Raw genomic sequence first — 4,694 nt, forward strand, 5'->3', positions numbered from 1 at the left:
CTCCGCCGTGTCCTGGCTTGGCTCAGAGACCTTTTGTCCCTCTTCCTGCTCTCACTCTGGCCAACGCTCAACTGTCCAGTTCAGCCCAATTCGGCTTATTAACGATCGACTCGATAAGGAATGGCCCGTGCTCCCTTGGGTTTTCGTGCCCACGGCTGCGCTCGGCCGCTCGGCTTTATCAAACCCGAATTGCTCAAGCTCCTGCCGAAAGCGCGGACAACGAACCTGCAAACGTGCTGCCGTGGCCTACCGCACTTACGATCGAAAGCCTGACGCGGTTGAAGACGCTTGCACTTCTGCCATGGAGAGGGAGAGCAGCACGGGCCCGACTTGGCGCCGAAAAAAGCGCGTAAATCGACGCTGTCCCTGCCGCGCCCGTGCCTGCAAAGTTAGCGACGACGTAACTCGGCGTCTCGGAGTTTTCCGAAAGTGACGCGCTGTCCCTATCACGCGTAACCCGGCCGCCAGCCTCGTCTCCTCGGCAAAGCCGCCGCCTCGGTCTTTCCGGAGACGGGTATGCCTCCAGAGCGCGCCCTGATGCTATTGCAAAGAAGTTCGCAAAGCACCTACCAGAGTAGGTTGGTCGACCGCGTTAGCGCGGCAGAGGAAATCCGGATCGATATCGGCCGCTACTTCGAACGTCATGCCGCAAGCCGGCGGGCCGCGGCTGTTGGGGCTTCCGGATCGTGTCGCCGCTGGCGACGGCCAGATCACGAGCTGAGGATACCGGAGGAGGTGGCTTTCGCCTTCTCATGCTTAGCGCAAAAGGCGGCTTCCTGCTGCGCAACGTATTGTCGTTGCTCATGGCGCGATTGTCAGCTTTGAGACCAACGTCCCCAAGTTAACGCTGACACAAAGTAGCAAGCGACTGGAGAACCTCCGATTTTCAAGCGGCACGCTGCTTGCTTCGCTCGGGGCACCAGCGGGCGCGGTTCCCCGCATATCCGCTCTTCGAGACCGAATGCATATATTCCGTCTGCTTCCGCCCACCTCGCAAGACGCGGCGAGCCCGGCCCGCCGACCCAGTCCAGGACAAGTCCCATGAAAAAGTCGCTCCTCCTCGCCGCATCGCTCTCCATGACCTGTTTGATGTCCGCGGCACTGCCCCAGAAACTGCCGGCTGCGATGCAGGCGGACGATCCTTTCCTTTGGCTCGAGGAGATCGAAGGGCCGCGCGCATTGGCTTGGGCTCGCGCCGAGAACGACAAGACGCTCGGCGCGCTCCAATCGGATCCCCGCTATCAGCGCTTCTATCAAGAGGCGCTCACCATCCTCCAGGCCAAGGATCGGATTCCGTACGTTTCCTTCGGACGGCGCGGTCTCGACAATTTCTGGCAGGACGAGAATCACGTGCGCGGCGTCTGGCGACGTACCACGTTTGAGAGCTATCGCGCCCAGGACCCGCGATGGGACACCATCCTCGACTTGGATGCGCTGGCTGCCGCGGAGAAGAAGAACTGGGTCTTTAAAGGGGGTAGCTGCCTGCCGCCCGAAGAGCGCCTGTGCCTGCTCAATTTTTCCGAGGGCGGCAAGGACGCCGTGTTCGTGCGCGAGTTCGACGCGGACGCCCAAGCCTTCGTCACCACCGGCTTCGACCTTCCGGAGGGAAAGCAGGGCGTCAGCTGGATCGACGGCGACACGATCCTGATCGCACGCGATTGGGGCGAAGGGACCACGACGCAGGCCGGCTACCCTTTCGTCGTGAAGGAGCTCAAGCGCGCTCAGCCGCTCGTTGAAGCGCGCGAGGTCTTTCGCGGCGAACCGACCGATGACGGGACGGAGCCATTCGCGCTGCGCGACAGTGAAGGCACGGTCCATGCGACCGGCGCGGTGCGCACTATCAGCACGTTCGAGTATGAGTATGTGCTCTTCGGGCCCAAGGGGCCGATCAAGCTCAACCTGCCAAAGAAGGCGACCATCGGCGGCATCGCCAGTGGCCGCCTGCTCGTGACGCTCAACGAGGAGTGGACGCCGTCCGGCGGCACCCGGTTCGCAGCCGGCTCGATCATCTCGTATGACCTGGCCGAATGGAAGCAGGATCCGCTGCGTGCCAGGCCGTCGCTCGTCTTCCAGCCCGGGCCTCGGCAGGCGCTCAGCGGGTTCAGCGCCACCAGGAACTTGTTGATCCTGACGACCCTCGACAATGTTCAGAGCAAGGCGTTCGTCTACAAGTATGATCAGGACGCCTGGCGGGCCACGCCGATCCCGCTTCCGGAGAATGCGAGTATCGGTCTACCTGCCGCATCGAATGAAACGGACGAGGTGATGTTCACCGTCTCCAGCTTTCTCAGGCCGACGTCGCTCTGGTATTTCGACGCCGCGACCGAACGCCTCGAGATACTGAAGTCGATACCTCCTAGGTTCAATGCGTCTAGACTTGTCGTGGAGCAGTTCGAGGCAACTTCGCGAGACGGCACCCGCATTCCTTACTTTGTGGTGCGGCCCAAGAGCGCGAGGTTTGACGGATCGACTCCAACCATTCTCTATGGCTATGGCGGGTTTCAGATTCCGCTCCTGCCGTCTTATGCGGGGGTTATGGGACGGCTCTGGCTCGAGCAGGGCAATGCATATGTCGTCGCCAACCTGCGCGGCGGCGGCGAGTACGGGCCGCGATGGCACGAGGCCGCCCAGGGGGCAACAAAGCAGCGCACATGGGATGATTTTATCGCCGTTGCGGAGGACCTGATCCGACGGAAGATCACCTCTCCGCGCCGCCTTGGCGTAGCCGGCGGCAGCCAAGGAGGCCTGCTGGTGGGGACCGCATTCACCCAGCGACCCGACCTCTTCAATGCCGCCATGGTGGAGGTGCCGCTGTTCGACATGGTTCGGTTCACCAAGCTGGCCGCCGGGGCCTCCTGGACCGGCGAGTATGGCGATCCCGCCATTCCCGAACAGCGCGAGTGGCTCGAGGCCTACTCGCCCTATCAGAAGTTGGTGCCGGCCAAGACCTACCCGACCCCCTTCATTCTCACCTCCACCAAGGACGACCGCGTGCATCCGGCCCACGGCCGTAAGGCAGCCGCGAGGCTCGCTGAGCTAGGCCAGCCCTATTTTTACTATGAGAACCTCGACGGGGGACATAGTGCCGCCGCCAATCTCATTGAAGATGCACGCCGGGTGGCGCTCGAATATACCTATGCATCCCGGCGGCTTGTCGATGAGTGATGTCGAGAAAACAATATCTCACTTCACATGATCGACCTTGGCGGCGACGTCAGCAAGCTCGTGTTTACTATATTCTCCGCAGACCGTGGTATCGCCCGGATTAGAGCGTCAGGGCGGCGCTGTCGGTCATCATCACGGGCATACTTGAAGCTGCCGGCGGCAGGGACATGGACGTCCTCGACCTGCCGCTATCTCGCGCGGGTCGTTCGTCGCCCGTGAACAAGCCTCCAAGCTCTTGATCGGGAGTCGCTTTTTCAGCTGAGCGCGGTTCGAGATTTGCAGGGAACGGAGGCTCGGGAGGCCAAGAGCCTGCAATTTCGATTTTGGATTTCCCTGCCGCTGCGAACCGTGATTCTGTGGTGCATCGGAGGGACCGATGCGACCGAAGAAACACAGGACGAATGGCTCGAACGATCTGTTCCGGGCACGGCTGGACCAGATCATCAACATGAAGCACGAGCTGGTTCTGCTCGCCGGCAAGGTCGATTGGGACTGGATCGACGGCGAGGTCGCGCCGCTCTACAGCGAGAATGGCCGGCCCGGGATCGCGACCCGCTTCATGATCGGATTGCTGCTGCTCAAGCACATCTCCGGCCTGTCCGACGAGGGGGTGTGCGAGCGCTGGGTCCACGATCCCTATTTCCAGTTCTTCACCGGCGAGGAATTCTTCCAGCACGTTTTCCCGCACGAGCGTTCGGACCTGAGCCACTGGCGCAAACGGCTCGGCGACAAGCTGGAACGGCTGCTGGCCGAGAGTCTGCGGATCGCACACCAGGCCGGTGCGTTGCGCAGCCAGGACCTCAAGCGCGTCACGGTCGGTCGAGTCACCCCGGGGAATCTCACCCCGAGGTGCTCACGAAACCGGACGTGAATCTCCCGATTCATCCGGCTTCTATCTTCCAGCCGCAGGTCGAATGCCGACTCGCCACAAATAAAGCAGGTTCGGATCGCGCTGCGCGAGCCGTCCCAAGCAATATACTGAGGCGACTTTCCGGCCTTTCAACCGCTTGTATTTCCGCCTCGTCCAACGGGCGAGCGCGTCGTTAACGTGACGAAGGACGTTGACACATTCCGTGCGATAAAACCGTCCGTAATAGTTCAGCCATCCTTGCACGACAGGATCAATCAGCTTGGCGAGTTCTTCAAGACTCCAGTGGTTTCGCGTCGAACCCAGTCGCCATGAGCGAATGGTCTGTCGGATTCCTTTGGCAGCCTTGTTGCTGATTGCCGGGAGGAAGTTGAGGAACTTCTTGCCCTTTCGATCGCGAGCGCCGCGCGGCTGGAAGGTGTAGCCAAGGAAGTCGAACGAGATGTGTTCGCATTCCTTTTTCCGTTTATTATCCTTGCAGTAGACGATCCGGGTTATTCTCCGGGTGGAGTTCCAGACCGCATTCCGCAAGACGTTTTCGGATCGCCACCCCCCCGCGGGTCACTTCAAATTCCTCCGGGTGTGGTCAGTCAAATTCCTCCACCCGCGAGGCAGGACAAGGGACTGTTAGTTTGAGTTTGTTTCCCGGGCAAGAGCTTCA

General features: G+C 61.1%; 2 protein-coding genes and 1 pseudogene. 2 read left to right on the forward strand and 1 reads right to left on the reverse strand.

What is annotated here, in order from left to right:
• Positions 1–1,041 precede the first annotated feature (1,041 nt).
• Together QJT78_RS48615 and QJT78_RS48620 are read left to right on the forward strand one after the other, a co-directional pair.
• Positions 1,042–3,165, forward strand: a complete 2,124-nt coding sequence (locus QJT78_RS48615) for a prolyl oligopeptidase family serine peptidase (RefSeq protein ID WP_211434496.1) — start codon at positions 1,042–1,044, stop codon at positions 3,163–3,165.
• Positions 3,166–3,541: 376 nt separating this feature from the next.
• Positions 3,542–3,982: pseudogene (locus tag QJT78_RS48620) on the forward strand (transposase); the annotation flags it as partial.
• Between the two features lie 75 nt (positions 3,983–4,057).
• Here the strand turns inward: QJT78_RS48620 and QJT78_RS48625 are convergent.
• Entirely contained in the window at positions 4,058–4,564 is a 507-nt protein-coding gene (locus QJT78_RS48625; RefSeq protein WP_080587263.1) for a group II intron maturase-specific domain-containing protein, read from the reverse strand.
• Positions 4,565–4,694: the final 130 nt, after the last annotated feature.

It is taken from the genome of Bradyrhizobium sp. Mp27 (genome assembly GCF_029953005.1).
Lineage (GTDB): Bacteria > Pseudomonadota > Alphaproteobacteria > Rhizobiales > Xanthobacteraceae > Bradyrhizobium > Bradyrhizobium barranii.